The 25,841-nt window shown below is 52.5% G+C and carries 19 protein-coding genes and 2 tRNA genes; 6 read left to right on the top strand and 15 right to left on the bottom strand.

Features of this window, described 5'->3' with window-relative positions; all coding sequences use genetic code 11:
* Positions 1–6: 6 nt before the first annotated feature.
* The 6 genes from oppF to ACNQ0T_RS01865 form a co-directional block, all read right to left on the bottom strand.
* Complete coding sequence (oppF, locus tag ACNQ0T_RS01890; protein ID WP_022648351.1) at positions 7–1,011, bottom strand: murein tripeptide/oligopeptide ABC transporter ATP-binding protein OppF; 1,005 nt, start codon at positions 1,009–1,011, stop codon at positions 7–9.
* Positions 1,008–2,021, bottom strand: a complete 1,014-nt coding sequence (locus ACNQ0T_RS01885; RefSeq protein WP_017384234.1) for an ABC transporter ATP-binding protein — start codon at positions 2,019–2,021, stop codon at positions 1,008–1,010. The genes oppF and ACNQ0T_RS01885 overlap by 4 nt, the downstream gene beginning before the upstream one ends.
* A gap of 11 nt (positions 2,022–2,032) precedes the next feature.
* Positions 2,033–2,941 (bottom strand): oligopeptide ABC transporter permease OppC, encoded by a 909-nt coding sequence (oppC, locus tag ACNQ0T_RS01880; protein ID WP_015570372.1) that lies wholly within the window; start codon positions 2,939–2,941, stop codon positions 2,033–2,035.
* A gap of 12 nt (positions 2,942–2,953) precedes the next feature.
* A complete protein-coding gene (oppB, locus tag ACNQ0T_RS01875) occupies positions 2,954–3,874 on the bottom strand; it encodes an oligopeptide ABC transporter permease OppB (protein ID WP_003856738.1) in 921 nt (306 codons plus the stop codon).
* Positions 3,875–3,956: 82 nt separating this feature from the next.
* On the bottom strand, positions 3,957–5,588 hold the full coding sequence (gene oppA, locus ACNQ0T_RS01870) for an oligopeptide ABC transporter substrate-binding protein OppA (protein ID WP_023300277.1): 1,632 nt from the start codon (positions 5,586–5,588) through the stop codon (positions 3,957–3,959).
* A 769-nt stretch (positions 5,589–6,357) separates the two neighbouring features.
* Positions 6,358–7,005, bottom strand: a complete 648-nt coding sequence (locus tag ACNQ0T_RS01865) for a YchE family NAAT transporter (protein WP_017384236.1) — start codon at positions 7,003–7,005, stop codon at positions 6,358–6,360.
* 480 nt (positions 7,006–7,485) lie between these two features.
* Here ACNQ0T_RS01865 and adhE point away from each other — a divergent pair, with 480 nt between their 5' ends.
* Positions 7,486–10,167: a bifunctional acetaldehyde-CoA/alcohol dehydrogenase gene (gene adhE / locus ACNQ0T_RS01860; RefSeq protein ID WP_032624107.1), complete on the top strand. Its 2,682-nt coding sequence runs from the start codon at positions 7,486–7,488 to the stop codon at positions 10,165–10,167.
* Positions 10,168–10,235: 68 nt separating this feature from the next.
* On the opposite strand, the gene tdk is transcribed toward adhE, so the two are convergent.
* A complete protein-coding gene (tdk, locus tag ACNQ0T_RS01855) occupies positions 10,236–10,850 on the bottom strand; it encodes a thymidine kinase (RefSeq protein ID WP_032622434.1) in 615 nt (204 codons plus the stop codon).
* Between the two features lie 550 nt (positions 10,851–11,400).
* Between tdk and hns the strand changes: the two genes are divergently transcribed.
* Positions 11,401–11,814: a histone-like nucleoid-structuring protein H-NS gene (gene hns / locus ACNQ0T_RS01850; protein ID WP_003856724.1), complete on the top strand. Its 414-nt coding sequence runs from the start codon at positions 11,401–11,403 to the stop codon at positions 11,812–11,814.
* A gap of 201 nt (positions 11,815–12,015) precedes the next feature.
* On the opposite strand, the gene galU is transcribed toward hns, so the two are convergent.
* From galU to rssA, 3 genes are all read right to left on the bottom strand, one after another.
* Positions 12,016–12,921 carry a UTP--glucose-1-phosphate uridylyltransferase GalU gene (gene galU / locus ACNQ0T_RS01845; RefSeq protein ID WP_022648355.1) on the bottom strand — a complete coding sequence of 302 codons (906 nt, stop codon included), beginning with the start codon at positions 12,919–12,921 and terminating at the stop codon, positions 12,016–12,018.
* Between the two features lie 199 nt (positions 12,922–13,120).
* Positions 13,121–14,134 carry a two-component system response regulator RssB gene (gene rssB, locus ACNQ0T_RS01840; RefSeq protein ID WP_003856721.1) on the bottom strand — a complete coding sequence of 338 codons (1,014 nt, stop codon included), beginning with the start codon at positions 14,132–14,134 and terminating at the stop codon, positions 13,121–13,123.
* An 89-nt stretch (positions 14,135–14,223) separates the two neighbouring features.
* Positions 14,224–15,126 (bottom strand): patatin-like phospholipase RssA, encoded by a 903-nt coding sequence (gene rssA / locus ACNQ0T_RS01835; protein WP_022648357.1) that lies wholly within the window; start codon positions 15,124–15,126, stop codon positions 14,224–14,226.
* Positions 15,127–15,239: 113 nt separating this feature from the next.
* Here rssA and ACNQ0T_RS01830 point away from each other — a divergent pair, with 113 nt between their 5' ends.
* The 4 genes from ACNQ0T_RS01830 (at position 15,240) to ACNQ0T_RS01815 (ending at position 16,949) form a co-directional block, all read left to right on the top strand.
* Positions 15,240–15,704 (top strand): YchJ family protein, encoded by a 465-nt coding sequence (locus ACNQ0T_RS01830; RefSeq protein ID WP_022648358.1) that lies wholly within the window; start codon positions 15,240–15,242, stop codon positions 15,702–15,704.
* A gap of 41 nt (positions 15,705–15,745) precedes the next feature.
* Entirely contained in the window at positions 15,746–16,588 is an 843-nt protein-coding gene (purU, locus tag ACNQ0T_RS01825) for a formyltetrahydrofolate deformylase (RefSeq protein ID WP_003856715.1), read from the top strand.
* A 157-nt stretch (positions 16,589–16,745) separates the two neighbouring features.
* A tRNA-Tyr gene (locus tag ACNQ0T_RS01820) sits at positions 16,746–16,830 on the top strand.
* A 34-nt stretch (positions 16,831–16,864) separates the two neighbouring features.
* Positions 16,865–16,949 (top strand) — tRNA-Tyr (locus tag ACNQ0T_RS01815).
* A gap of 211 nt (positions 16,950–17,160) precedes the next feature.
* Here ACNQ0T_RS01815 and narI read toward each other — a convergent pair.
* The 5 genes from narI to ACNQ0T_RS01790 all read right to left on the bottom strand — a co-directional run bounded on the left by narI (position 17,161) and on the right by ACNQ0T_RS01790 (position 25,599).
* Positions 17,161–17,838, bottom strand: a complete 678-nt coding sequence (gene narI / locus ACNQ0T_RS01810; RefSeq protein ID WP_022648359.1) for a respiratory nitrate reductase subunit gamma — start codon at positions 17,836–17,838, stop codon at positions 17,161–17,163.
* Entirely contained in the window at positions 17,838–18,548 is a 711-nt protein-coding gene (gene narJ, locus ACNQ0T_RS01805; RefSeq protein WP_022648360.1) for a nitrate reductase molybdenum cofactor assembly chaperone, read from the bottom strand. Before narJ ends, narI begins: the two co-directional genes overlap by 1 nt.
* Complete coding sequence (narH, locus tag ACNQ0T_RS01800; protein WP_032624103.1) at positions 18,545–20,080, bottom strand: nitrate reductase subunit beta; 1,536 nt, start codon at positions 20,078–20,080, stop codon at positions 18,545–18,547. The genes narJ and narH overlap by 4 nt, the downstream gene beginning before the upstream one ends.
* Positions 20,077–23,820, bottom strand: a complete 3,744-nt coding sequence (locus tag ACNQ0T_RS01795) for a nitrate reductase subunit alpha (RefSeq protein WP_023300281.1) — start codon at positions 23,818–23,820, stop codon at positions 20,077–20,079. The genes narH and ACNQ0T_RS01795 overlap by 4 nt, the downstream gene beginning before the upstream one ends.
* A gap of 381 nt (positions 23,821–24,201) precedes the next feature.
* Positions 24,202–25,599 (bottom strand): NarK family nitrate/nitrite MFS transporter, encoded by a 1,398-nt coding sequence (locus ACNQ0T_RS01790; protein WP_022648363.1) that lies wholly within the window; start codon positions 25,597–25,599, stop codon positions 24,202–24,204.
* Positions 25,600–25,841: the final 242 nt, after the last annotated feature.

The raw sequence follows: 25,841 nt of genomic DNA, 5'->3' as shown, positions 1-25,841 counted from the left end.
TTGCGATTATAACGGGTCTACTTTCAGGCAGGAAACCGCATGTCGGAAACTGCCCTCCAGAACCGGCCGTGTTTTTGCACATTCCGGCCCGGCTATTGGGCATCGCGTACGGAATACGCAGCCTGAAGGCGGGTTGATTGGCGAAGGCAGTTCACCTTCCAGAAGCTGAATGGTTTTATTTTTTTCCAGATCGGGATCCGGAACGGGAACCGCAGACATCAGCGCTTTGGTATAAGGGTGCAGCGGATTATGGTACACCTCATCATACGTGCCCAGTTCCACGGCGTGGCCCAGATACATGACCAGCACACGGTCTGAAATGTGTTTTACCACCGCCAGATCGTGGGCGATGAAGATCAGCGACAGCCCCATTTCCCGTTGCAGTTTCTGTAGCAGGTTAACCACCTGGGCCTGGATGGAAACGTCCAGCGCCGAAACCGGCTCATCACAGATAATCAGTTTCGGTTCAAGGATCAACGCGCGTGCGATACCGATACGCTGGCACTGACCGCCGGAAAACTCGTGAGGGTAGCGGTTGATGAGGTTAGGCAACAGACCCACCTTCAGCATCATCGCTTTCACCCGATCGCGAACTTCCTGGCGCGGCATCTTCGGATGATAGGTGCGCAGCGGCTCGGCAATGATTTCGCCAATGGTCATACGCGGGTTCAGGGACGCCAGAGGATCCTGGAAAATCATCTGGATATCACTGCGCACATTGCGCCATTCATCCGGCTTCATCCCCAGCAGATCTTTGCCAAGCCATGCCACTTTCCCGTCGGTGGCTTTCACCAGGCCGATGATCGCACGCGCAAATGTCGACTTGCCGCAGCCGGATTCGCCCACCACGCCCAGGGTCTCCCCTTCGTACAGGCGTAGCGTGACGCCATCCACCGCTTTCAGGGTTTTGGCAGGCTGCCAGAACCACTGTTTACCGTCTTTGATATCGAAATGGACCTTCAGGTCAGCGATTTCGAGCAGCACATTTCTTTTTTCGTCGATTGCGTTCATACCAGCTCCTCCAGCGGCTTAAAGCAGGCGCGTAGACGGCCTGGGGCAAACGCTTCCAGCGGCGGTGCGCTGTTACAGATTTCCATCGCATGCGGACAGCGTGGCTGGAACGGGCAGCCTTTTGGCAAACGCAGCAGGTTTGGCGGGTTGCCCGGGATAGTCAGCAGCGACTCCCCTTCCGCATCGAGGCGCGGTACGGCATTCAGCAGCCCGATAGAGTACGGGTGGGCTGGCTGGTAGAACACATCGCGGGCATTACCGTATTCCATCGTGCGGCCTGCATACATGACTAACACTTTGTCGCAGATCCCGGCAACGACGCCTAAATCGTGGGTGATCATGATGATGGCGGTGTTGAACTCACGCTTCAGCTCGTTCAGCAACGTCATGATCTGCGCCTGGACGGTCACGTCGAGAGCGGTGGTTGGTTCATCAGCGATCAGCAGTTTTGGCCGGCAAAGCAATGCCATCGCGATCATGACTCGCTGACGCATACCGCCGGAGAACTCGTGCGGATACATGCGCATGCGCTTGCGTGCCTCAGGCATTTTCACCGCATCCAGCATTTTGACGGACTCTTCAAACGCTTCGGCTTTGCCCAGCCCCTTGTGGAGCATCAGCACTTCCATCAGCTGTTCACCCACCCGCATATAGGGGTTCAGGGAGGTCATCGGATCCTGAAAAATCATTGAAATCTGCTCGGCGCGCAGCTTGTTCAGCTCATGTTCCGGCAAATTCAGGATCTCTTTCCCGTTAAACGTCGCCGAACCCCCTATCACGCCGTTTGATGCCAGCAGGCCCATCAGCGCGAATGCGGTCTGGGATTTACCGGAACCGGATTCGCCCACAATGCCCAGCGTTTCACCGGCACGCAGGTCGAAGTTGAGATCGTTAACGGCAGTCACATCACCGTCGGGGGTTTTAAACGTCACGCGGAGGTCTTTAACGTCCAGCAGTGCGCTGGTCCGCTGTTGCGCCTGTGGCGCGGTTGCCGTTTCAATAATGGTCATGACGGCGCTCCTTAACGGTCTTTCGGGTCGAGGGCATCACGCAGGCCATCGCCGATAAAGTTGAAACAGAACAGGGTGACGACCAGGAAGCCCGCCGGATACAGCAGTAACCACGGTGACACTTCCATGGAGTTTGCGCCGTCACTTAACAGAGCGCCCCAGCTACTCAACGGCTCTTGCGTACCTAATCCCAGGAAGCTCAGGAAAGATTCAAACAAGATCATACTTGGCACCAGCAGGGAGGCGTATACCACCACCACGCCCAGCACGTTAGGAACGATATGACGCACCACAATATTGGCGGTAGAAACGCCACCAACCTGTGCGGCTTCGATAAACTCCTTACGTTTAAGGCTCAGCGTCTGGCCGCGCACAATACGCGCCATATCCAGCCAGGACACCATCCCGATCGCCACGAAGATCAGCAGGATATTTTGACCAAAGAAGGTCACCAGCAGAATGACGAAGAACATGAACGGGAAGGAGTTCAGGATTTCAAGCATACGCATCATCACGGAGTCCACTTTCCCGCCGAGGTAACCGGAAAGAGAACCGTAAAGCGTGCCGACAATTACCGCCACCAGCGCCGCTGCGATGCCAACCATCAGGGAGATACGGCCGCCAATCGCCACACGCACCAGCAAATCACGCCCGGAGGAGTCGGTACCGAAATAGTGCCCGGATTCCATATCCGGCGCGCTGGACATCATGCCCCAGTCCGTATCGAAATAGGTGAACTGAGAGAGCATCGGTGCCAGGGTTACGAACAGCGCGATAAGCACCAGCACGACCAGGCTGGCAACGGCGGCACGGTTATGCATAAAACGACGGCGGGCGTCCTGCCAAAGGCTACGACCTTCGACCTCCAGCTTTTCACTGAAGTTTTCCAGCGCCTCGCTGTTTTTCTTACTCAACATCATGGCGTGCTCCAGTTAGTAACGGATTTTCGGATCGATAACGGCATACAGCACATCGACAACGGCATTAAACAGAATGGTCAGCGCGCCCACGAGGATCGTCAGGCTCAGCACCAGCGAATAGTCTCGGTTAAGCGCCCCGTTAACAAACAACTGCCCGATGCCCGGCAGGCCATAAATGGTTTCAATCACCATTGAACCCGTAATAATGCCGACGAATGCAGGACCCATATAGGAGAGCACCGGTAACAGTGCAGGCTTGAGAGCGTGACGGAAAATAATCCGGCGCATCGGCAACCCTTTCGCTCGGGCGGTACGGATAAAGTTCGAATGCAGGACTTCAATCATTGAACCACGCGTAATACGGGCGATACTGGCAATGTAGGCCAGAGATAATGCCACCATCGGCAATATCATGAACTTCAGCGCCCCGCCATTCCAGCCGCCCCCGGGCAGCCATTTAAGGGTTATCGCGAATATCATGACCAGCAACGGCGCGACAACGAAGCTGGGGATAACCACCCCGGTCATTGCGACCCCCATTACGGCGTAATCCCATCGGGTATTTTGTTTTAGTGCGGCGATAACGCCCGCAGTGACACCGAGAACAACGGCCAGGATAAATGCAGCAGCCCCTAATTTAGCCGATACCGGGAAGCTGGACGCCACCAGGTCGTTAACGGAATAGTCTTTATATTTGAATGACGGACCAAAATCACCGTGTGCAAGTTGCTTCAGATAGTTGAAGTACTGCGTGGTGATAGGATCGTTTAAATGGTATTTCGCTTCGATGTTGGCCATAACTTCTGGCGGAAGCGTGCGTTCACCGGTAAAAGGACTGCCCGGCGCAAGACGCATCATAAAGAAGGAAATTGTAATTAGAATAAATAACGTTGGAATCGCTTCAAGACAGCGACGCAGGATAAATTTCAACATTGCCCGTACCTTCTGGCGTGTGCCTGATGAATGTTACAAAATAGACACAGTGGGGCAAGCTCGCTCGCCCCACGTATTGCCATTAATGCTTGATAATATAAAGATTCTTAACGGAAATATTATCCAACGGGTCTTTACCGGTATAACCCCCTACCCATGGTTTCACCAGGCGGGCGTTAACGTAGTAGTAAACCGGAACGATCGCAGAGTCTTTATCGAGCTGTTGTTCTGATTTCGCGTACAGATCGGCGCGCTGGGCGTCATCTGCCACTTTCAGGGTATCGCCAATCAGCTTATCAAACGCCGGGCTCTTATAGTGTGCGGTATTGTTCGAACTGTCGCTGAGCATGGTGTTCAGGAATGAGGTCGGTTCGTTATAGTCCGCACACCATCCTGCACGTGCCACGTCAAAGGTTCCCTGATGGCGCGTATCGAGGAAGGTTTTCCATTCCTGATTTTCCAGCTTCACGTTCACGCCGAGATTTTTCTTCCAGATTGACGCGACGGCAATAGCCAGTTTTTTATGCAGATCGGAGGTGTTGTACAGCAGACTAAACGTCAGCGGCTTGTCGGCGGTATAGCCCGCTTCAGCCAGCAGCTTTTTCGCTTCTTCATTACGTTTTTCCTGGGACCATTTGAACCATTCAGGTTCAACCAGCTTCATACCGTCGGTGTAAGGCGGGGTGTAGCTGTAAGCCGGCAGGTCGCCCTGATTCTTCACTTTATTCACGATAATGTCGCGATCCAGAGCCAGCTTCAGTGCGGTACGAACACGTACGTCGGTGAACGGTGCTTTCTGGTTGTTAATTTCATAATAGTAGGTGCACAGATACGGATCGACGTGAACTTCTTTCGGGATCTCTTTTTTCAGCTTCTGGAACAGTTCAATCGGCATGTTGTTATAGGTCATGTCGATTTCGCCGCTGCGGTAGCGGTTTACGTCCGTTACCTCAGAAGAGATTGGCAGGTAGGTGACCTGATTGATAACCGTCTTGGCATTATCCCAATACTGCGGGTTGCGCTCCAGCACCATACGCTCGTTAACGACCCAGTCCTTCAGCTTATATGCACCGTTGGTCACGATATTCGCAGGCTGCGTCCATTTTTCACCAAATTTTTCTACCGCGGATTTTGGTACCGGAGAAACGGACGGGTGAACCAGCAACTTATAGAAGTACGGAACAGGTTCGCTCAACGTCACTTCAAAAGTGTTGGCATCGATGGCTTTTACGCCCAGGTCGGTTACTGGCTTTTTACCCGTGATGATGTCATCAATATTGGCGATATGGCCATACTGGAGGTAACTCGCGTACGGGGAGGCGGTATTCGGATCCGCCAGACGCTGCCAGCTATAGACGAAATCTTCGGCGGTAACCGGCGTACCGTCAGACCATTTGGCATCTTTACGCAGATGGAAGGTCCAGACTTTAAAATCTTTGTTGTCCCATTTTTCCGCCACGCCCGGAGCCGGGTGGCCGTCTACGTCAGTCACCAGCAGACCTTCAAACAGATCGCGGTTAACGTTAGACTCTGGAACACCTTCAATTTTGTGCGGATCAAGAGACTGCACTTCCGCACCGTTATTACGTACCAGCGTTTGCTTCTCAGCCAGCTGAACACCAGCAGGAACGTCCGCAGCCATTGCAGCGTTGCCCGCGATTAGCGCAGTTAAAATCCCCGCCGCTACCAGACTTTTTTTTGTGATGATGGACATTGTGTTGATACTCCACTCATTATTATGACTGGCCTTCGCCAGTTGTGTAATCCCCTGTTGGGGCCTGTACAGCGCAGGAGTTTTTTTTGCTGCTGTCAGGTTCTTTTTTTACTTCTTGCTATCATCGACTTCATTATTACTGACCGCTCGTACGGCGATCTTGCGTCGATTCTTTACACCTCTCCCCTGTCAGTGAGGTGTGCTGGAAAGCTTAAGTGAGGTCTATATGAAAATAGTTCTCATCAACTTGTTTGATGCCGCAAAATATAAGGCCGGAAAGTACCAAATGGTGCCAACTCTCGCCAATACATTTTGCAAATTTGTTAAGCATTTCTCTTTTACGGAGTCAGGCGTAGCTATGCCGCCTACCACCTTTCACGCCAAAAACAAGTAAAACCCTTACAATACATTCAGTTGTAGAGTTCTCTCGTGACTGGTGCGATGACATGACAAATTCGAACGATTTTTCACGAAAATTTAACATCTGGTTATTATTTAGCACATTCGTCTGGGTCAGCGTCGAAATTACTAATATCATTTCGGTTATCTGTCAGCAAGCCCCAGAGTATCATGTGAGTAAAATAACAGAGCGTTTGAAGGATTTATGGGCAGAGAAGCAAACTGAAAATAAACAACCTCTTGAAAATCAACAAAAGAGGGTTATTAGTAGAACTTATTATGGCTGGTGCGTATTTCAACTTTATTTATATGATTTGCTGATATTCACGTAAAAAAACGGAGCCGCTGGCTCCGCTCTTTCAAACGAAAGTCAGTGTACTAATCCGGGGAATATACTTTTTATACCGGTAACGATAAATTCGATGCCTAACGCCATTAACAACAGACCCATGATACGGGTAATCACGTTGATGCCCGTTTGTCCCAGCAAGCGAACCAGCCATGGCGCCATACGAAATACGCCCCAGCAGCAAAGTGCGAACAGGGCAATGGCGACAGAGAAGCCAATCAGGTGCATCAGGCTGTGATAGCGTGTTCCCCATACAATGGTAGAGCTGATTGCCCCCGGGCCCGCCATCAGCGGCAGTGCCAGTGGCACCACGCCGATGCTCTCGCGGATAGCTGTCTCTGATTTTTCCTGCTTGTTCTGTTTATCCTCCCCCAGCTTGCCGCTGATCATCGACATGGCAATCGTCACCACCAGGATCCCGCCTGCTATTCGGAACGAATCAATCGAGATGCCGAACACCTGAAGAATGGCGTCCCCCAGATAAAGAGACGTAAGCAAGATAATCGCCACCGACAGGTTTGCCGTCAGGTTGGTTTTATTTCGCGCGGCAGCTGTCTGATAACTGGTCATACTGATGAAGACAGGGATAATCCCTACCGGGTTGACCAGGGCAAACAAGCCAATAAAAAACTTGAAATATGTAGGGAAATCAAAGAGCGTTTGAATCACATTAAGCTCCGCAATTGAGCATGGTCAGGGAGAGACAGCGTGTAATGATAAATCCGCGCTGAAGATACGCTTTTTAGCCGCACACTTCACCAGAAATCTGTTCTAAAACGTTATCAATTCATGATGTTAAACATTTGTATAATCAATGATAGCGCCACTTCCAATAGTTACTTAATTATTTAACACTGGAATAATTAGCACAAAATAACCCTGCTGAAAGGTATCAGCTTAGGACAAAATTGATCTTGATCATAATTTTCGTACTCAGAAGTGAGTAATCTTGGTTACGCCGCCAGGGAGATCACCTATCAAAAAGGTATGATGCTAAGGTAAGGCTCTTTTAGTAAATTAGTGAGCGGAAGCAGTGAGTAATCCTTTGTTTTACTGTGTGTTACGCAAGTGGGATCGGCTCTGACTATACTGTCAGACGTATCGAGCGCTGGTTTACTAAAAGAGTTTAAACATTATCAGGAGAGCATTATGGCTGTTACCAATATCGCTGAACTGAACGCCCTCGTCGAGCGCGTGAAAAAAGCCCAGCGTGAATATGCCAATTTCACCCAAGAACAGGTTGATAAAATCTTCCGCGCGGCCGCTCTGGCTGCTGCAGATGCTCGAATCCCTCTCGCTAAAATGGCCGTTGCCGAATCCGGTATGGGTATCGTTGAAGATAAAGTGATCAAAAACCACTTTGCTTCAGAGTATATCTACAACGCCTATAAAGATGAGAAAACCTGCGGTGTGCTGTCAGAAGACGACACTTTTGGCACCATCACTATCGCTGAACCCATCGGCATTATTTGCGGTATCGTTCCAACCACTAACCCAACCTCTACCGCCATCTTCAAATCTCTTATCAGTCTGAAAACACGTAACGCAATCATTTTCTCCCCGCATCCACGTGCGAAAGACGCCACCAACAAAGCAGCGGATATCGTGCTTCAGGCTGCCATTGCTGCGGGTGCGCCAAAAGATCTGATCGGTTGGATCGACCAGCCTTCTGTTGAACTGTCCAACGCCCTGATGCATCACCCGGACATTAACTTAATCCTGGCGACCGGCGGTCCTGGTATGGTTAAAGCAGCATACAGCTCCGGTAAACCAGCCATCGGCGTAGGCGCAGGTAATACCCCTGTTGTGATCGACGAAACGGCAGATATCAAGCGTGCAGTTGCCTCTGTGCTGATGTCGAAAACCTTCGATAACGGCGTTATCTGTGCATCTGAACAGTCTGTTGTCGTGGTTGATTCGGTATACGACGCCGTTCGTGAACGTTTCGCCAGCCACGGCGGCTACCTGTTGCAAGGTAAAGAACTGAAAGCCGTTCAGGACGTGATTCTGAAAAATGGTGCACTGAACGCAGCTATCGTAGGTCAGCCAGCGTATAAAATCGCTGAACTCGCCGGCTTTAGCGTCCCTGCTACCACCAAGATTCTGATTGGTGAAGTGAAAGTCGTTGATGAAAGTGAGCCGTTTGCTCACGAAAAACTATCCCCGACACTGGCAATGTACCGTGCGAAAGATTTCGATGACGCGGTAGAAAAAGCAGAGAAGCTGGTGGCGATGGGCGGTATCGGCCACACCTCTTGCCTGTACACCGACCAGGATAACCAGCCAGAGCGTGTTGCTTACTTCGGTCAGAAGATGAAGACGGCACGTATCCTGATCAACACCCCTGCTTCTCAGGGTGGTATCGGTGACCTGTATAACTTCAAACTCGCACCTTCCCTGACTCTGGGTTGTGGTTCCTGGGGTGGTAACTCCATCTCTGAAAACGTTGGTCCAAAACACCTGATCAACAAGAAAACCGTTGCTAAGCGAGCTGAAAACATGTTGTGGCACAAACTTCCGAAATCTATCTACTTCCGCCGCGGCTCTCTGCCAATCGCGCTGGACGAAGTGATTACTGATGGCCACAAACGTGCGCTCATCGTGACTGACCGTTTCCTGTTCAACAATGGCTATGCAGACCAGATCACCTCTGTTCTGAAAGCGTCTGGCGTCGAAACTGAAGTCTTCTTTGAAGTTGAAGCTGACCCAACCCTGAGCGTTGTACGTAAAGGCGCTGAACTGGCTAACTCCTTCAAACCTGATGTGATCATCGCACTGGGTGGCGGTTCCCCAATGGACGCCGCGAAAATTATGTGGGTCATGTACGAGCATCCGGAAACCCACTTCGAAGAACTGGCGCTGCGCTTTATGGATATCCGTAAACGTATCTACAAGTTCCCGAAAATGGGCGTGAAAGCGAAAATGATCGCCGTCACCACCACTTCCGGTACCGGTTCAGAAGTGACGCCATTTGCTGTTGTGACTGATGACGCAACGGGTCAGAAATATCCGCTGGCTGACTACGCACTGACGCCAGATATGGCTATCGTTGACGCCAACCTGGTCATGGAAATGCCGAAATCACTGTGTGCGTTCGGTGGTCTGGATGCGGTAACTCACGCCCTGGAAGCTTACGTTTCCGTACTGGCTTCTGAGTTCTCTGACGGTCAGGCTTTACAGGCACTGAAACTGCTGAAAGAAAACCTGCCAGCTTCTTACAACGAAGGTTCGAAAAACCCTGTAGCTCGTGAACGTGTACACAGTGCGGCAACCATCGCGGGCATTGCATTTGCTAACGCCTTCCTGGGTGTCTGTCACTCCATGGCGCACAAGCTGGGTTCACAGTTCCACATTCCTCACGGTCTGGCGAACGCCCTGTTGATCAGCAACGTTATCCGCTATAACGCCAACGACAACCCAACCAAGCAGACTGCATTCAGCCAGTACGACCGTCCGCAAGCTCGTCGTCGCTACGCTGAAATCGCAGACCACCTGGGTCTGAGCGCACCGGGCGACCGTACTGCAGCGAAGATCGAGAAACTGCTGGCATGGCTGGAAAGCCTGAAGGCTGAACTGGGTATTCCTAAATCTATCCGCGAAGCAGGCGTTCAGGAAGCTGACTTCCTCGCTCACGTAGATAAGCTGTCTGAAGATGCATTCGATGACCAGTGTACTGGTGCTAACCCGCGCTACCCACTGATTTCCGAACTGAAACAGATCCTGCTGGATACCTATTACGGTCGTAACTTCACTGAAAGCGATGTCGCTGCCGTAAAAGTCGACATCCCCGCAGTTGTAAAGGCTGACAAGAAAGCGAAGAAAAATGCTTGATTGACAGTGTGAAAAAAACCCGCCGCTGGCGGGTTTTTTTATATCTGAGGATCCGTAAGACATTTTTTTTATTTGCGATTGTCGCCCTGTAACGCCGTCAGCGAGCCTACAGCCAGCGCCTCTTTATAATGCTTGCGGCAGACCGAGACATAACGTTCATTGCCCCCTATCACCACCTGCTCGCCATCAGCATAAGGCTTGCCCGACTGGTCCAGGCGAAGAACCATGCTTGCCTTGCGGCCACAAAAGCAGATAGTTTTCAGCTCAACCAGCTTATCCGACCAGGCGAGCAGATACTGGCTACCGGCAAATAACTCACCGCGAAAGTCAGTGCGTAATCCATAGCAAAGAACGGGAATATCCAGCTCATCAACGACCTCTGAAAGTGCATGGACCTGCTCACGGGTCAGGAACTGGCTTTCATCTACCAGCACGCAATGGACAGGCTTAGAGGCATGCTGGGCACGAATGTCCTCAAGCAGGTCCGTTTCAGGGTTAAACAGCCTTGCAGGCGACGAGAGCCCTATTCTTGAGCTTACCTTCCCTGCCCCAAAGCGATCGTCGATTTCGGCGGTATAAACAACGGTACGCATCCCCCGCTCCTGATAATTGTATGAGGATTGCAGTAACGCCGTCGATTTCCCTGCATTCATTGCCGAATAGTAGAAATAAAGTTGTGCCATTGGCCGAAGAACCCTAATCAATGTGTAATATTCCCGATGGATCATTGTACCATATTTTGTATTGTCATCAGCGGCGGGCTGCGTGCTCCAGGCTGTTCTGCACCAATAAACTCTTCGTTGATAGCGCAAAATAATGCGTTAAAACAGACAGTAAAGGCTTTTAGCACGGACAATAAGGCGAGCTCGACACCGGAGATAACACTTCTTTTTATAGTGGCTTCTGCAATCTTTAAAATTCACTATTTATTAACTATTCTTCTGTTCGCTGCGCTTAGCCGGAGTAATACGAAAGGCTGATATTTATCAACCGCAACTATAATTCCTGAGGTAAAAGTCACAAAACAAACATGCAAATGACGCGCTTTTGCCGTTTGAAACGATATCTCATCGCCCCAGCAAACAATGAAATTTAAGTTAGCGTAATTAATAATAGCGTCATTAATTTTGTATTTTTTGAATTCCTTACATTCCAACCTATTGCACAAGTGAAATTAACGCTCTATTATTAGGACAACAAACCCACCCCCATTATAAGTTTGAGATTACTACAATGAGCGAAGCACTTAAAATTCTGAACAACATCCGTACTCTTCGTGCGCAGGCAAGAGAATGTACCCTTGAAACGCTTGAAGAGATGCTCGAAAAATTAGAAGTTGTCGTTAACGAACGTCGTGAAGAAGAAAGCGCAGCAGCGGCTGAAATCGAAGAACGTACACGTAAACTGCAACAGTATCGCGAAATGCTGATTGCCGATGGTATCGATCCAAACGAATTGCTGAACAGCATGGCTGCGGCTAAAACCGGTACCAAAGCAAAACGCGCAGCACGTCCTGCTAAATATAGCTACATCGACGAGAACGGCGAAGAGAAAACCTGGACCGGCCAGGGTCGTACTCCTGCTGTAATCAAGAAAGCTATGGACGAACAAGGTAAACAACTGGATGACTTCCTGATCAAGGATTAATCTGGAAAGATTCTGAAAAATCCCGCTTAATGCGGGATTTTTTATGCCCATAATATTCCCCAAACATCTCCTTACATTCTGTCATATTGCCTGGCTCACTATTTAACGTCCTTGACAATCTCCAGCCAATTACGGATCGACAGGCATAAAAAAACCGGTGGGCATCGCCACACCGGTCTTGTTCACTGGTCCGTGAGTTTATTACTTAATACCCACGCTACCTTTGAGCCAGGCTTTAAATTCTTCACCCAGGCTGTTATGGCGAATGCCATATTCGACGAATGCCTGCATATAACCGAGCTTATTACCGCAGTCATGGCTCTTACCTTTCATATGGTAGGCTTCCACGGTCTCTTTCTCGATCAGCATATCGATAGCATCCGTCAGCTGGATTTCATCGCCCGCACCCGGAGGCGTTTTGGCCAGCAGCGCCCAGATTTCAGCACTCAGTACGTAACGGCCAACGACAGCAAGGTTAGACGGCGCGACGTCCGCTTTAGGTTTTTCAACAACGCCAACCATTGGTACGCTTTCACCAGGTTGCAGGGCAACACCTTTGCAGTCAACCACACCGTAAGCAGTCACATCGTCGACTGGCTCAACCATAATCTGGCTGCTGCCGGTTTCGTCGAAGCGTTTAATCATTTCCGCCAGGTTTTCCTGGGAAAGATCGGACTCATACTCATCAAGGATCACGTCTGGCAGAATAACCGCGACCGGCTCATCACCCACTACCGGATGTGCACACAATACTGCGTGCCCCAGGCCCTTCGCCAGGCCCTGACGAACCTGCATAATGGTAACGTGTGGAGGGCAAATAGACTGCACTTCCTCCAGCAGCTGGCGCTTTACGCGTTTTTCCAGCATTGCTTCGAGTTCGAAACTGGTATCGAAATGGTTTTCGATAGAGTTTTTAGATGAATGCGTCACCAGTACAATTTCGGTGATACCTGCCGCAATACACTCATTCACGACATACTGGATTAATGGCTTATCAACCAGAGGCAGCATCTCTTTTGGGATTGCCTTCGTCGCTGGCAACATCCTGGTACCCAATCCCGCCACCGGGATAACGGCCTTTCTGACTTTCGAATTTAGGGCAGCCATTGAAATTCTCCTGAACTGTTCAAGTTTTGAACTTTTATGCATTGAATAACGCGTTGAGTATACAGTCTCAGCCACTAATACGGGTCTGAAAAGAACGCGTTGCCGATCAATTAAGACAAATACGCATGAAACTTGCAGCGATAGTAGCACTGCCAGCAAAAACACAGGTAAAGCAATCTGAAAAATAAAACCTGACTGCTTACTCCGTGGACAACATTAAGCGTAACCGCCCACCGGCACCCCAAATTTGGCACTGCCAGGAGGTACAGCGATGGCTAATTTGATTAAGGTAAGTATTACCCAACGTTCCCAACGGCACACCGTTACTCACCTGTATATGGTGTTCGCCGGTATTCAGCGTGGCATTTAATCCAGCAGAGACCAGAATAAGGTTATTCAACCCGCTGTGATAATAGCCAACCAGAAGCGGGAACTGCCCCGGCAAATTGGCCTGGCGAAAAAGTTGGTTGACCTGTTTTAGTAAACTGCCTAACTCAGGAAGTCGTTGCCCCTGATGGGATAATTGTTCCTGTAGCAATCCATTAAACAGCGCACGGAGTAATAAGGCCGCCAGAACGCCGTTATCACCCGCTCGGGTAACATCCAGGCAATAAAAAGCGAGGTCGGAATCTGATAGCGGCGCAATATCCAGCACCAGTCCAGGCTGGTCAGCCGCTACCAGCTGGCGATAATTTACTCTGCAATGAGAGATATTTTGCTGCACCGGCGGCTGAAGTTCCTGAAGCAGCTTCGCGGCCGCGAGCGGATTACTGACTAAAGCATCCCAGTCCTGGAAAAGACGTTCTTCTTCTTCCACCCGGGAATTAAACATATTGGGATACAGGCAGGCCAACACCGTTTCACGCAGTCGGTTTAAATCTTTAACCGGTTTGAGCAGGATATCCTGCACACCCAAACGCAACGCCTTAGCAATATCCGCCATATTTTCGGTTGCCGAGATCACCAGTATCGGTGTCTGATAACCTTCGTTACGCAGGTTTTCCACCAGCATTAATCCGTCCATGCGCGGCATCTCGAGATCGCAGATCATCAGATCAGGCGCCATGCTGGCCATTTTTTCCAGTGCCTCGACGCCATCTTCGGCAAGGGACGTGGTTGCACCCAGTGAGGATAACCACGAATCCAGTAGCGATCGGAAAACGGGCTCGTCTTCTACTATCAAAATATGTTTTCCGGCCAATGGCTGTGTCATGGTTCCTCCCCTGGCTGACAGTTACTCAATAGTGGCATGCTATTGGTACTATCGCCTGTCAGATTTTGCTGAAGTAATCAAAAAAGTGCTTAACGTGCTGTACGCACAAAAGGCAACAGTTCATCTATTTTCTTTTCGACGGCTAACGAGCCCGCTGCTATGGCGGCCTCAGCCCGGTGGAAATCAAGGGTAGAGATTTGTGGACAATAGGGCTGAATAAGAATATCCGGAGGATCGCCAGCCATACGGTTTCGCTTCAGGCGATTCTCAAGAATTTGAATGGAGGTCGTCATGATTTCAATAGCGTTCGGCGCGGTCACCGTGCGACGGGCAGTCAGGCGCCCTATTCTGCCGCGTAAACGCGCATGCCAGGCAAGTTTCTCTTCTTCCGCATCATCGCTCTGAAGATTAACCGGCATCAAATCCTGCTGCATAAGGTGAGCGTCGTGCTGTAAATCCACTGCAATGACGATATCTGCCCCCATGGCGCGCGTCAGAGAGATGGGGACAGGATTCACCACGCCACCATCAACGAGCCAGTAGCCATTATGAGGCACAGGCGCCATTAACCCAGGCATGCTACAGGATGCGCGAACGGCGAGATGAATATCCCCTTCGGTGAGCCATAACTCCCTGCCCGTACTGAGGTTGGTTGCAACGGCACCGAAAGGCATTTGGCAGTGGCTGAAGTCAGCGAGGGGCATTATCTTACGAAACTGATTGAATACGCGTTCGCCGCGCAGCAGGCCGCCACGCTGCCAGGAGAGATCCATCAGGCGCAGTACATCCCAGTAACTAAAGGAGCGCACCCAGCTTTCAAGCTGCGGGAGCTTACCGCAGGCGTACGCGGATCCGACCAGCGACCCGATAGAACATCCTGCGACAATATCAACGTCAATCCCCATCTGGTTTAAGGTATTGATAACGCCAATATGTGACCAACCCCGGGCTGCACCTGAGCCCAACGCCAGTCCAATTTTTACCTTTCTCATTAGCCCTGTTTTACTTCCCCTGGATTCCCGACATAGCGTCAACGCACCTGCTCAGTTAACATATTGCTACCTTAAGCGTTTAACGCCTTATTTTTTGTTCCAGGAAGAGAATCGTGTCTCAACTCTGCCCCTGTGGTAGCGCTCTGGAGTATAGCCTATGTTGCCAGCGATATCTTTCTGGCGAGCAGGTTGCACCAGACCCGTCACACCTTATGCGCTCGCGGTATACTGCTTTTGTGATCAAAAACGCAGACTACCTGATTAAAACCTGGCATCCGTCCTGTGATGCTGCCGATTTTCGGCAAGAGATTGAAGCCGGATTTGCCAACACCGTCTGGCTGGGCCTTACCGTCTTTGATGCCGCTCCCGGCCGCGATGCCAACGAGGGCTATGTCAGTTTTGTCGCCCGCTTTAGCGAACAAAACAAACCCGGCGCCATCATTGAACGCTCACGGTTCTTAAAGGACAGCGGGCAATGGTATTATATTGACGGCACACGTCCGCAATTCGGTCGTAACGATCCCTGCCCCTGTGGTTCAGGAAAAAAATTTAAAAAGTGTTGCGGCAGTAATGCCTGACAACTCAGATTTCGCAAATACATAAACAGGATTTCCCGGCGATGCAATCATTACAACGTAAAGTTCTGCGCACTATCTGTCCCGATCAAAAAGGACTGATCGCACGAATTACCAACATTTGCTACAAGCATGAACTGAATATCGTGCAGAACAACGAGTTCGTTGACCACCGTACCGGTCGCTTCTTTATGCGTACCGAGCTGGAAGGTATTTTCAACGACACAACCCTGCTTGCCGATCTGGACAGCGCCCTGCCGGAAGGCTCGGTGCGCGAGCTAAACCCGGCGGGTCGTCGCCGCATTGTCATTCTGGTCACCAAAGAGGCGCACTGCCTGGGCGATCTGCTGATGAAAGCCAACTACGGTGGCCTGGACGTCGAAATTGCCGCCGTCATTGGCAACCACGAGACGCTGCGTACTCTGGTTGAACGTTTCGACATTCCGTTTGAACTGGTCAGCCATGAAGGTCATACCCGCGAAGAGCACGACAACCTGATGGCTGCTGCGATTGAAGCGCATAACCCGGACTACGTGGTGCTGGCAAAATACATGCGCGTGCTGACGCCATCCTTCGTGGCGCGCTTCCCGAACAAAATTATCAACATCCACCACTCCTTCCTGCCAGCCTTTATTGGCGCGCGTCCGTATCACCAGGCATACGAGCGTGGGGTGAAGATCATTGGCGCAACCGCGCACTACGTGAATGATAATCTGGACGAAGGCCCAATCATCATGCAGGACGTGATCCACGTGGATCACACCTACACGGCAGAAGATATGATGCGAGCTGGCCGTGACGTTGAGAAGAACGTACTGAGCCGTGCGCTTTATCAGGTACTTGCTCAGCGCGTCTTTGTGTACGGCAACAGAACGATTATTCTTTAATCCTTCGGAAAATGAATTGATTAGCTTTACGCCTTTACGGATAAAAAGCAGGCAAACAGCTTCATTTTCCTAAAGGAATGCTTTACAGGGGCGTCTCATTTGATATGATGCGCCCCGCTTCCAGCAGGAAGCAGGCCAGTTAAAAGCATTACCCCGTGGTGGGGTTCCCGAGCGGCCAAAGGGAGCAGACTGTAAATCTGCCGTCATCGACTTCGAAGGTTCGAATCCTTCCCCCACCACCATCTCCAGCTTTACCTCAAAATATGAATTACCCCTGGTGGGGTTCCCGAGCGGCCAAAGGGAGCAGACTGTAAATCTGCCGTCATCGACTTCGAAGGTTCGAATCCTTCCCCCACCACCATCACTTCCAGATTTTTTAGCACTCTCCAAAAGCACAATGCCCCATGGTTCTCCCATGCGGGGAAAGATGAGAAGCTTCGACCAGGGTTCGATCCGAGCATAGTGAATTCCGTAGGCCGGGTAAGGCGCAGCCACCACCCGGCATCCGCACGAAACCCTGGTTCCAGGACAAAAAAAACCCCGCAAATGCGGGGTTGTATCAATACAGCGAATTAGCGACGAGCACGCACGATCTGATATTTGCGCGTCAGGTACTCCACCGGCGCACTCCAGATGTGCACCAGGCGAGAGAACGGGAACAGCACAAACAGGGTCATACCCAGCACCAGGTGAACGCGGAAGATGAACGCCACGCCGTCCAGATGCTCAGAGGCACCACCGCGGAAGGTCACGACAGACTGCGCCCATCCCACCAGCTTCATCATCTCGCTGCCGTCCATATGCTGCGCAGAGAATGGAATGGTCAGCAGACCCAGCGCACACTGCACCATCAGCAGGGAGAGGATCAGGATGTCCGCTCCGGTCGTGGTAGCCCGCACGCGTGGGCTGAACAGACGGCGTTTCAGCAGCAGCAGCCCACCCACCAGGGTCATCACGCCGCAGGCGCCACCGGCGAGCATCGCCATCTTCTGCTTCACTTCAATCGGCAGCCACGCTTCGTACATCCAGTGCGGCGTCAGCATCCCCAGGAAATGACCGGCGAAAATACCCAAAATCCCGATGTGGAACAGGTTTGACGCCAGGTTCATCCCTTTACGATCCAGCATCTGGCTGGAGGCAGCACGCCAGGTGTACTGGCCATAGTCATAACGCAGCCAGCTTCCCACCAGGAACACGGTGCCCGCGATATACGGGTAAATGTCAAAGAAGAACATATTCAGGAAGTGCATTAGTGCTGTCCTCCGTTAGAGATATTCAAATATTGCGGAGCCACCGCTCCGGCAAAACGACGCTGATGCGCGGAGATTTCAGATTCGCCACAGCTCTGGTCAGCAAAGAATTTCACCTGTTCTTCTTCCCAGACGGCATCCAGTGCTTGTGGGGTGTCGTCACGGGCTTCATCCGCAATTTTTTCCGCCACTTTTTGACTGTCAACCGAGGCGTTAGCCAGTTTCACCAGCAGATCGAACAGGACTGCATAATTGCTCTCACGTTGCTGGAGACGTGCGCCGAGCAACGCCAGAATGGGAGCGATGTCCTGCAACCCGCCCAGCGCTTCCTCTTTCGGCAGCTGCGCCAGATATTCCAGGTACAGAGGCAGGTGATCCGGCAGCTCGCGGCTGTCGAGTTGCAAACCGTGCTGCTCGTACTGGGCCATCAGATCCACCATCGCCTGACCACGGTCGCGGGATTCACCGTGAACGTGTTCGAACAGCAATAGAGACGTGGCACGACCACGGTCAAACAGCTGGCTGTAGTCCGCCTGCGCATCAAGAAGATCGCGCGCCAGCAGGTCGCGGAGGAAAATGCCCAGCGTCTGGGCATCCTCTTTATCCAGGTTTTCAGATGACGCGAGTGCATCAAAGAGTTCCTGCTGATGCTGCACAAGCGCAGCATCAGGGTACTCGAGCAGACGCGAAACAATGACGAGTTCAATCATTGGTGCGGCTCCGTTTTGCTGGTCACATCCATCGCGTCGATGCGGCGGCTGTTGAACAGGTTGAATTTGCTGTCTGAGCCGTGGCAACCGTCGCCAAAGGTAAAGCCACACCCACTTTTCTCCGGGAAGGCCTCGCGAGCCAGCTCGCGGTGACTGCTCGGCACCACGAAACGATCTTCGTAGTTAGCGATTGCCAGATAGCGGTACATCTCCTGCGCCTGCGCTTCGGTCAGGCCGACCTCTTCCAGCGCGCGGGTATCGTTAACGCCGTCAACGGTTTCCGCACGTTTGAAGTGACGCATCGCCAGCATACGTTTCAGCGCCAGCAGCACCGGCTGGGTATCCCCTGCGGTGAGCAGGTTGGCCAGATACTGAACCGGAATACGCAGGCTTTCCACGTCCGGCAGAATGCCGTTGCTGCCCAGTTCACCTGCGTCAGCCGCAGACTGAATAGGAGACAGAGGCGGCACGTACCAGACCATCGGCAACGTGCGGTATTCCGGGTGCAGCGGCAGCGCCAGCTTCCAGTCCATCGCCATTTTGTACACCGGGGACTGCTGTGCGGCGTCAATCACGCTCTGCGGAATACCGTCTTTCAGCGCCTGCTCGATCACCTTCGGATCGTTCGGATCGAGGAAGACGTCCAGCTGACGCTGATACAGATCTTTCTCGTTCTCGGTGCTTGCGGCATTTTCAATCGCATCCGCGTCGTACAGCAGCACGCCGAGGTAGCGGATACGCCCTACGCAGCTCTCTGAGCAGACGGTCGGCATACCGGCTTCGATACGCGGGTAGCAGAAGATACACTTCTCAGACTTACCGCTCTTCCAGTTAAAGTAGATTTTTTTGTACGGGCAGCCGGTGATGCACATACGCCAGCCGCGGCACTTGTCCTGGTCGATCAGCACAATGCCATCTTCTTCACGCTTGTAGATGGCGCCGCTTGGGCAGGTCGCAACGCACGCCGGGTTAAGGCAGTGTTCGCACAGGCGCGGCAGATACATCATGAAAGTGTTTTCGAACTGGCCGTACATCGCCTTCTGCATGTTCTCGAAGTTCTGGTCTTTGGCGCGTTTTTCGAACTCGCCGCCCAGAATTTCCTCCCAGTTTGGACCGCTGGTAATTTTGTCCATGCGCTTACCGGTGATCAGCGAGCGAGGACGGGCGATCGGCTGGTGTTTGCTTTCCGGCGCGTTGTGCAGGTTCTGATAGTCGTAATCAAACGGCTCGTAGTAATCGTCGATGCCCGGCAGATGCGGGTTAGCAAAGATTTTACCGAGCAGCATCGCACGGTTACCCATGCGCGGTTGCAGTTTGCCGTTGATTTTACGGATCCAGCCACCCTTCCACTTCTCCTGGTTTTCCCAGTCGGTCGGGAAGCCGGTGCCCGGCTTACTTTCCACGTTGTTGAACCAGGCGTACTCCATACCTTCACGGCTGGTCCAGACGTTTTTACAGGTGACTGAGCAGGTATGACAGCCGATGCATTTATCCAGATTCAGCACCATGCCGACTTGTGAACGAATTTTCATTTTACGCTCTCCTGTACCTGGTCATTACCTTCGCCATCTAACCAGTTAATATTCTTCATCTTACGTACCACCACGAACTCATCGCGGTTTGATCCTACAGTGCCGTAGTAGTTAAAGCCGTAGGCCAGCTGGGCATAGCCGCCGATCATATGCGTCGGTTTCGGCGTAATACGGGTCACAGAGTTGTGAATACCGCCGCGCTGCTCGGTGATCTCTGAACCCGGCAGGTTAACGATACGTTCCTGCGCGTGGTACATCATGGTCATCCCGGCTGGTACACGCTGGCTCACCACCGCACGTGCCGTCAGGGCACCGTTGCTGTTGAACACTTCGATCCAGTCGTTATCTTCGATACCCAAATCTTTGGCGTCCGCTTCGCTCATCCAGACAATCGGCCCCCCGCGCGACAGCGTCAGCATCAGCAGGTTGTCGCTGTAGGTGGAGTGGATACCCCACTTCTGGTGCGGCGTCAGGAAGTTCAGCGCCTTCTCAGGGTTACCGTTTGATTTCGCCCCCATCACCGCTTTCACGGAGCGGGTATCGATTGGCGGACGGTAAACCAGCAGGCTTTCACCGAAGTCACGCATCCACTGGTGATCCTGATACAGAGACTGACGGCCAGAGAGCGTGCGCCATGGGATCAGTTCGTGAACGTTGGTGTATCCGGCGTTATAGGAGACATGTTCATCTTCCAGACCAGACCAGGTCGGGCTGGAGATAATCTTGCGCGGCTGAGCCTGAATATCGCGGAAGCGGATTTTCTCTTCTTCTTTATTCTTCGCCAGATGCGTATGGTCACGGCCGGTAAATTCACTCAGAGCCGCCCACGCTTTCACCGCCACGTGGCCATTGGTTTCCGGTGCCAGGGTCAGGATCATTTCCGCTGCATCAATTGCCGTGTTCAGCATTGGCTGGCCTTTGGCCGGGCCGTCTGCTTTGGTGTAATTGAGCTTGCGCAGCAGGTCCATTTCGCTCTGGGTATTCCAGGCGATGCCTTTACCGCCGTTACCGATCTTCTCCATCAGCGGACCGATAGAGGTAAAGCGCTCGTACGTTGCCGGGTAATCACGTTCAACCGGAATAATGTGCGGCGCGGTCACGCCCGGGATCAGGTCGCATTCGCCTTTTTTCCAGTCCTTCACGTCAAGCGGCTGCGCCAGTTCGGCAGCGGAGTCGTGCTGGATTGGCAGCGTCACCACGTCGGTCTCTTTGCCCAGGTGCCCTACACAGACTTCGGAGAATTTCTTCGCGATGTCTTTATAGATTTCCCAGTCGCTTTTTGATTCCCACGCCGGGTCAACGGCCGCAGACAGCGGATGAATAAACGGATGCATATCCGACGTATTCATGTCGTCTTTTTCGTACCAGGTGGCGGTAGGCAGCACGATATCGGAGTACAGGCAGGTACTGGACAGACGGAAGTCCAGCGTTACCACCAGATCCAGCTTGCCGTCCAGACCGTTGTCTTTCCATTCAACTTCTTCCGGCTTCACGCCGCCCTGCTTGCCGAGATCCTTACCCTGAATACCGTTTTCGGTACCGAGCAGGTATTTCAGCATGTACTCATGGCCTTTACCGGACGAACCCAGCAGGTTGGAGCGCCAGATGAACAGGTTACGCGGATGGTTTTTGCCGTTCTCAGGCTGTTCTGCCGCAAAACGGATTGAGCCATCCTTCAGCGATTTCACGGTGTAGTCCACCGGTGACATGCCCGCTTTCTTCGCCGCTTCCGCAATGCGCAGCGGGTTAGTGCCCAACTGCGGTGCAGACGGCAGCCAGCCCATGCGTTCAGCGCGCACGTTGAAGTCAATCAGATGGCCGCTGTAGCGGGATTTATCCGCCATCGGCGACAGCAGCTCCTGCGCGGTCACCGTCTCGTAGCGCCACTGGCTGGAGTGGTTATAGAAGTAGGAGGTGCTGTTCATGTGACGAGCCGGACGCTGCCAGTCAAGGGCAAACGCCAGCGGCTGCCAGCCGGTCTGCGGACGCAGTTTTTCCTGGCCCACGTAGTGCGCCCAGCCGCCGCCGCTCTGCCCGACGCAGCCGCAGAAGATCAGCATGTTGATCAGGCCGCGATAGTTCATATCGAGGTGATACCAGTGGTTCAGACCGGCACCGACGATGATCATGGAGCGACCGTGAGTTTTGTCTGCGTTTTCCGCAAATTCGCGGGCGATACGGGTGATTTGGGCGCGTGGCACACCGGTGATCTGCTCCGCCCAGGCTGGTGTATAAGCCTTCACGTCGTCATAGCTGGTCGCGCAGTTTTCGTCGTTCAGACCGCGCTCCAGGCCATAGTTCGCCATGGTCAGATCGTAGACCGTAGTGACCAGAGCGGTAGAACCGTCCGCCAGTTGCAGGCGCTTAACCGGCAGTTTGTGCATCAGAACGTTTTGCAGCTCAACCTTGTTGAAGTGCTCGGAACCTTCACCACCAAAGTACGGGAAGCCGACATCGGCGATTTCGTCCTGGCTGCCCAGCATGCTGAGGCGAAGTTCTGTCTCTTCACCCGTGGTGCCGTTACGCTGTTCCAGGTTCCATTTGCCTTTTTCTCCCCAGCGGAAGCCGATAGAACCGTTTGGCGCCACCAGCTCGCCGTTGCTGTTGCAGGCGACCGTTTTCCACTCCGGGTTGTTTTCCTGACCCAGCGCGTCCACAAGATCCGCAGCACGCAGCATACGGCCAGCGGCGTAATAGCCGTCACGCTCTTCAAGCATCACCAGCATTGGCATGTCGGTGTAGCGACGCACGTAATCGGTGAAATACTGGCTTGGCTTGTCGAGGTGGAATTCACGCAACATGACGTGGCCCATCGCCAGCGCCATGGCGGCATCAGTACCCTGTTTCGGTGCCAGCCACAGGTCGCACAGTTTGGCGATTTCGGCGTAGTCCGGGGTCACGGCAACGGTTTTGGTCCCTTTGTAACGTACTTCGGTAAAGAAGTGCGCATCAGGGGTACGGGTCTGCGGAACGTTAGAGCCCCAGGCGATGATGTAGCTGGAGTTGTACCAGTCAGCGGACTCCGGCACGTCGGTCTGTTCGCCCCAGGTCTGCGGCGACGCTGGCGGCAGGTCGCAGTACCAGTCGTAGAAGCTCAGACAGGTACCGCCGATAAGTGAAAGGTAGCGCGCGCCGGAGGCGTAAGAGACCATCGACATTGCCGGGATTGGCGAGAAGCCTGCCACGCGGTCAGGACCGTAAGTTTTCACGGTATAGACGTTGGAGGCCGCAATCAGCTCGTTCACCTCTTTCCAGGAAGAACGAACGAAACCACCGCGACCACGCGCCTGTTTGAAGCTTTTCGCTTTGTCGGCGTCCTCGATGATGGATGCCCAGGCATCAACCGGATCGCTGTGCTGCACTTTCGCTTCACGCCACATTTTCATCAGGCGTTTACGCATCAGCGGGTATTTCAAACGGTTGGCGCTGTAGAGATACCAGGAGTAGCTGGCCCCACGCGGGCAGCCGCGCGGTTCATGGTTCGGCATATCCGGACGGGTACGCGGATAGTCGGTCTGCTGCATTTCCCAGGTCACCAGACCGTTTTTAACGAAAATCTTCCAGCTACATGAGCCAGTGCAGTTTACACCGTGGGTAGAACGGACAACTTTGTCATGCTGCCAGCGTTGACGGTAACCGTCTTCCCAGTCCCGGTTGGTATCCAGAACCTGGCCGTGCCCATCGGCAAAAGTTTCACCCTTCTGTTTGAAGTAGCGAAACCGGTCCAAAAATTTGCTCATCGGGTATCTCCTGTGTGGAGCCTGTGGCTCTCTAAATCGACATTGCTGATTTGCAGCGAAGGTAACGCTATGAAAGATGGTGAGAATTGATAACGATCAAGACGGAGGGGGTCTCTGAGGGGGGGTATTAGATCAAATACCACCAAAGCGGTAGCTATTAATATTTTTTAACTTAATGATTTATATGGATATATTTTATTTATCGTACAATAAGTGGAGCAAAATTTAACATCTAAGGTATTAAGGGGTAGAGACACCTGTAAAGCGATGGGGATCACAGCGTTACCTGTGTGCGACTACGGGAAACGCTATTAGTATGTTGTAACTATTAAGCGATTAAAAAAAGCGCGGCACTCAGGCCGCGCAAACGGATAATCAAGCTTACTTGTTTTTCTTGGTATTACGGCCATATACCAGCCAGGTGATAACCACACAGGCGATATAGAAGACGAGGAATACCTTCATCGCACCCGCCGGAGAGCCGGTCAGATCCAGTGAGATACCGAACGCTTTTGGAATAAAGAAGCCGCCAATCGCGCCAATCGCAGAGATAAACCCAAGCGCCGCAGCGGTATCGGTAGCGGCTTCACGCATCGCCTGCTCGTCGCTCCCGCCCTGCGCTTTCACGCGGTCCATGGTCAGCTTGCGGAAGATGACAGAGATCATCTGGAAAGTAGACGCACTGCCCAGCCCGGCGGTCAGGAACAGCACCATGAAGACGCCGAAGAAGGCAAAGAAGTTACCTCCCTCACCACCCGCAGGCAGCGTCAGGAACAGCAGCGCACAGAAGATGGCCATCAATACAAAGTTCACCAGCGTAACGCGCGTTCCGCCCAGACGGTCGGAGATCATCCCGCCCAGCGAACGTGCCAGCGCGCCAATAAACGGACCGAAGAAGGCAAACTGAAGGATCTGTACGTCCGGGAACTGGGTTTTCGACAGCATGGCAAAGCCTGCGGAGAAACCGATGAACGAGCCGAAGGTCGCCAGATACAGCAGTGCCATTACCCACAGGTGGCCACGTTTCAGAACCGGCAGCTGCTCGCTCAGGGACGCTTTGGACGCGGACAGGTCGTTCATGAAGAACCATGCCGCCAGGGTAAAGACCACCAGGAACGGTACCCAAATCCAGGAGGCATTTTGCAGGAACAGCACTGAACCGTCGGGCTGCGTCACACCGCCGCCGCCAAACGCCGCAAAGATGGAGACCGAGATCGCCAGCGGAGCAATCAGCTGCATCACGCTCACGCCCATGTTACCCAGACCGCCGTTAATGCCCAGCGCACCACCCTGCTTCGCTTTCGGGAAGAAGAAGCTGATGTTTGCCATACTGGACGCAAAGTTCGCCCCCGCAAAGCCGCACAGCAGAGAGATAATCACGAACACGCTAAACGGTGTAGAGGTATCCTGCACCGCAAAACCGAGCCACACGCACGGCACGATCATGATCCCGGTACTGAAAGCCGTCCAGCGACGACCACCAAAGACCGGCACCATAAACGCGTAAGGAACGCGCAGCAGTGCGCCTGAAAGCGACGGCAACGCAGTCAACATAAACAGTTGATCGGTGGTAAAGGTAAAGCCCACTTTTGGCAGGTTAACCGCAACCGCACTGAACAACATCCAGACGCAAAACGCCAGTAACAGACATGGCACGGAAATCCACAGATTACGACTTGCTATACGGTGGCCGCGCTGTTGCCAGAACGCCGGATCCTCTGGACGCCAGTCTGTAATAACGGCACCAGTTTCCCTTTCGGGAGCGGAAGAGTGACTCATAGACACCTCTGATTCTCGAATGATGCTGCAAACATTAGGGCTTTAGGGCGGCGGTAAGTTGATATAAATCAAAGGAAAAGTGGGAGGTTTTGCGGCGAAAAAAAAGCCATCACTCTTAATGAGTAGATGCAAAACGTAAAAAAGGTGTGGTTTTTCACGGTGCTGACGCATCCCTGCTTCGTCCACCCACTAACCGTTACCTCTCTGGCAATTTAGAGGTAATCCTTTATTGGTATGGGTAT

The organism is Enterobacter cloacae complex sp.6700776, from assembly GCF_048284255.1.
Taxonomy (GTDB): Bacteria; Pseudomonadota; Gammaproteobacteria; order Enterobacterales; family Enterobacteriaceae; genus Enterobacter; species Enterobacter intestinihominis.
Note: the sequence above shows the minus strand (reverse complement) of the source record. Positions and strands in the feature narration are given on the sequence as shown.

What these genes read in the sequence shown, in the direction of transcription:
- oppF (WP_022648351.1), bottom strand. Translation starts at nt 1,011, where the DNA reads ATGAACGCAATCGACGAAAAAAGAAATGTGCTGCTCGAAATCGCTGAC.
- ACNQ0T_RS01885 (WP_017384234.1), bottom strand. Translation starts at nt 2,021, where the DNA reads ATGACCATTATTGAAACGGCAACCGCGCCACAGGCGCAACAGCGGACC.
- oppC (WP_015570372.1), bottom strand. Translation starts at nt 2,941, where the DNA reads ATGATGTTGAGTAAGAAAAACAGCGAGGCGCTGGAAAACTTCAGTGAA.
- oppB (WP_003856738.1), bottom strand. Translation starts at nt 3,874, where the DNA reads ATGTTGAAATTTATCCTGCGTCGCTGTCTTGAAGCGATTCCAACGTTA.
- oppA (WP_023300277.1), bottom strand. Translation starts at nt 5,588, where the DNA reads ATGTCCATCATCACAAAAAAAAGTCTGGTAGCGGCGGGGATTTTAACT.
- adhE (WP_032624107.1), top strand. Translation starts at nt 7,486, where the DNA reads ATGGCTGTTACCAATATCGCTGAACTGAACGCCCTCGTCGAGCGCGTG.
- tdk (WP_032622434.1), bottom strand. Translation starts at nt 10,850, where the DNA reads ATGGCACAACTTTATTTCTACTATTCGGCAATGAATGCAGGGAAATCG.
- hns (WP_003856724.1), top strand. Translation starts at nt 11,401, where the DNA reads ATGAGCGAAGCACTTAAAATTCTGAACAACATCCGTACTCTTCGTGCG.
- galU (WP_022648355.1), bottom strand. Translation starts at nt 12,921, where the DNA reads ATGGCTGCCCTAAATTCGAAAGTCAGAAAGGCCGTTATCCCGGTGGCG.
- rssB (WP_003856721.1), bottom strand. Translation starts at nt 14,134, where the DNA reads ATGACACAGCCATTGGCCGGAAAACATATTTTGATAGTAGAAGACGAG.
- rssA (WP_022648357.1), bottom strand. Translation starts at nt 15,126, where the DNA reads ATGAGAAAGGTAAAAATTGGACTGGCGTTGGGCTCAGGTGCAGCCCGG.
- purU (WP_003856715.1), top strand. Translation starts at nt 15,746, where the DNA reads ATGCAATCATTACAACGTAAAGTTCTGCGCACTATCTGTCCCGATCAA.
- narI (WP_022648359.1), bottom strand. Translation starts at nt 17,838, where the DNA reads ATGCACTTCCTGAATATGTTCTTCTTTGACATTTACCCGTATATCGCG.
- narJ (WP_022648360.1), bottom strand. Translation starts at nt 18,548, where the DNA reads ATGATTGAACTCGTCATTGTTTCGCGTCTGCTCGAGTACCCTGATGCT.
- narH (WP_032624103.1), bottom strand. Translation starts at nt 20,080, where the DNA reads ATGAAAATTCGTTCACAAGTCGGCATGGTGCTGAATCTGGATAAATGC.
- ACNQ0T_RS01795 (WP_023300281.1), bottom strand. Translation starts at nt 23,820, where the DNA reads ATGAGCAAATTTTTGGACCGGTTTCGCTACTTCAAACAGAAGGGTGAA.
- ACNQ0T_RS01790 (WP_022648363.1), bottom strand. Translation starts at nt 25,599, where the DNA reads ATGAGTCACTCTTCCGCTCCCGAAAGGGAAACTGGTGCCGTTATTACA.